We start from the raw sequence: 2,561 nt of genomic DNA, 5'->3' as shown, positions 1-2,561 counted from the left end.
CTTATCAGAATTACTTCTGGACTTCCTAATGACTAAGGAGATGTTTTCTTCGCTAACTTTTTGATTAGAAAATGCCTCTATCCATATCTTGCAAACCAATTCAGATAGGTTGGAAACATAGTTCTGCTCAGTCAGTGTTCTGATCAAATCATCAGAAAGATCAGCGTTGTGATTGGCATCTACTAAAAATACTTCCTTTCCGGTCGAATCCTGAGCAGTGATGACTGAGATTACCGTATTTATTGGGCTTTTAGATAAGGAGATTGTATCTGATAGCTCAATGTTGCGTTTCTTGTAAAATTCAATAAATGAACTTTCTGAAAGCTTTCCAGATTTATAGCTTTGGTAGTAAAACTGGGGCATATTGTAAACAAAAAAATAGGATTTTACATTTTGCAACTTCGGAATATTGATCAATTTCGGATAAAGGGATTGATCCTTTGCGTCTTGAAGATCTGAAGAACCAATTGCCACGCTCATTTGCCCCTGCGGACCAAACCCCTCCGTTTTCTCCAATGAAATGATCATGGACGAATCGGGCAGGTAAGCTATAGATGACTGGGCATATGCATAACGAATTGAAAGGGATATTAATAATAAAGAGAAGAAAATTGTCTTTTTCATATTTGAGGCGTAATTTGATTAGATGATTGTAATATAGGTAATTACAGCTCAAATTAGCCAATCGTTTTTATAAGAAATGTCTTTTAATTCTATGCCAGGGAGCGTTTTCCAATTACGCTTGATTAATATTTAGCTTATCCAATTAGCTAAATTTATATGGTTTCCATTTCTCGTTTTCTTTGGTGTAAACATGATATAACTATGAGGCGAGAACTCTCTGTAATTGTATACATAGTCCTGTCGGTCATAAATACATCTTTTTTCCTTTCTTAAAGATTACATGAGAATAAACTGAAAATGTAAATTCTATATTCATGGAATCAAACTTAGTGGTAGATAACTAGCTACCTTTGATTATGTCACTACAAGCCAGGCCTAATATGATAAAAAGCAGTGATAGTATGATTTTTTAAGAGGCGAACTCCCAGACTTTTACCTGGCGGTCATCACCTGTAGAAATCAGGTACTTCCCATTTTCAGTCCAGATCATCTTATTGATCGAATGGAAATGGCCATCTACACCTTTATCATTACTCAGGATCTTGATGAGTTTAAAATCAGTGCTGCTCCAAAGTTTAATGCTTTTATCCTGACTGCAGGTGGCAAAATAGGGTAAAATAGGATGGAAGGCTATGCTGTATATGCTGAAAAGATGGGCAGGGATATTCTGTTGCAGCTCATAATTCGGCAGGCTCCATATTTTAAGCTGTGCATCCCGGCTGCCAGATACCATAAAACGGCCTGTAGGGTCATACTGAATGGAGGTAATGGGCATCGTATGCTCATTCAGCACTTTTAACAGCGAAAAGTCCTGAGCACTATAAATCCTGATCAGCCCGTCTTTAGCACCAATGGCTATTTCTTTTTCTTCTTTGTCCAGGGCAATCACGCGAACAGTATTGTCCAACACCTGAAAATTGTATAATAAAGAATAGTCTGTTAATGACCATACAGCCACGAAACCATCTTCGCCGGTACTTAACAGTTCATTTTTAGAGGTGATGGTTTTGAGGTCGAAAACAGCTTTCTGGTGAAAGCGCAGGGTGCTGATGACTTTCTGCTGCTCCAGGTCGAAAACCATGATAGAGCCACTTCTTTGACCTACAAAAAGCAGGTTTTGAAACCGGTGTAAAACATAAACAGAGCTTTGCACCGGTAAAATAACTTTTAGAAAAGCCATGTCTTGCAGTGACCATTCCACCACACCTTTGTCGTTGCCGGCACTGTAAAAACGATCTGCAGTTTTCGCAGTTGCTAAAGCATAAATGGGGTTTTGATGACCCCCAAGGGTGTTGGAAAGTTGAAGCATGGTCGTCTTTTACTATTTATGTCTGCTTTCAAGGTTTAAAGCAATGTCATTTAAGGTTTTGCCTTTTTCTTTCAATAAAACCAAGAGGTGAAAAATAAGGTCTGAACTTTCATTCACAAAATCTACATCCGTTTCATTTAAAGCAGCGATGACAGTTTCAACACCTTCTTCACCCACTTTCTGTGCAATTTTATTCAATCCTTTTTTGCGGAGTTTATTCACATAAGACTCTTCTGTTGGATTGGCATAACGGTCGGCAATGATGTTTTCCAGTTCAAAAATAAAGTTCTGGTTATGATTGGTCTGGAAGCAGCTGCGGCTACCGGTATGACAGGTTGGACCTACAGGACTAACTTTAATCAATAAAGTATCATTATCACAGTCAATGTGCGTTTCTTTCACATGAAGGAAATTGCCACTGCTTTCGCCTTTAGTCCATAAACGGTTTTTTGTGCGGGAGAAAAAGGTAACGATACCTTCATTTTGTGTTTTAGTCCATGCTTCCTGGTTCATGTAACCCAGCATTAATACTTCTAAAGTTTGTACGTCTTGGATAACAACAGGTACTAAACCATTACTTTTTTCGAAATCTATATTCATAACCTTACCGGTATGTTGTGTTTTTTTA

The 2,561-nt window shown here is 38.0% G+C and carries 3 protein-coding genes; all 3 read right to left on the bottom strand.

The window, feature by feature from the left end; all coding sequences use genetic code 11:
- Positions 1–624 (bottom strand): hypothetical protein (locus ACR2F7_RS12530; RefSeq protein ID WP_432713896.1); only part of this gene is annotated, 624 nt, incomplete at its 3' end.
- 409 nt (positions 625–1,033) lie between these two features.
- The gene (locus ACR2F7_RS12525; RefSeq protein ID WP_432713895.1) at positions 1,034–1,933 is read right to left on the bottom strand and encodes a WD40 repeat domain-containing protein; all 900 of its coding nucleotides are present in this window, start codon (positions 1,931–1,933) and stop codon (positions 1,034–1,036) included.
- Between the two features lie 12 nt (positions 1,934–1,945).
- Entirely contained in the window at positions 1,946–2,533 is a 588-nt protein-coding gene (gene hisIE, locus ACR2F7_RS12520; protein WP_432713897.1) for a bifunctional phosphoribosyl-AMP cyclohydrolase/phosphoribosyl-ATP diphosphatase HisIE, read from the bottom strand.
- Positions 2,534–2,561 lie beyond the last annotated feature (28 nt).

It is taken from the genome of Pedobacter sp. (assembly GCF_045628745.1).
In the GTDB taxonomy this organism is placed as follows: domain Bacteria; phylum Bacteroidota; class Bacteroidia; order Sphingobacteriales; family Sphingobacteriaceae; genus Pedobacter.
Note: the sequence above shows the minus strand (reverse complement) of the source record. Positions and strands in the feature narration are given on the sequence as shown.

Excerpts from the sequence above, each read along its gene's own strand:
- hisIE (WP_432713897.1), bottom strand. The coding sequence starts at position 2,533 with ATGAATATAGATTTCGAAAAAAGTAATGGTTTAGTACCTGTTGTTATC.
- ACR2F7_RS12525 (WP_432713895.1), bottom strand. The coding sequence starts at position 1,933 with ATGCTTCAACTTTCCAACACCCTTGGGGGTCATCAAAACCCCATTTAT.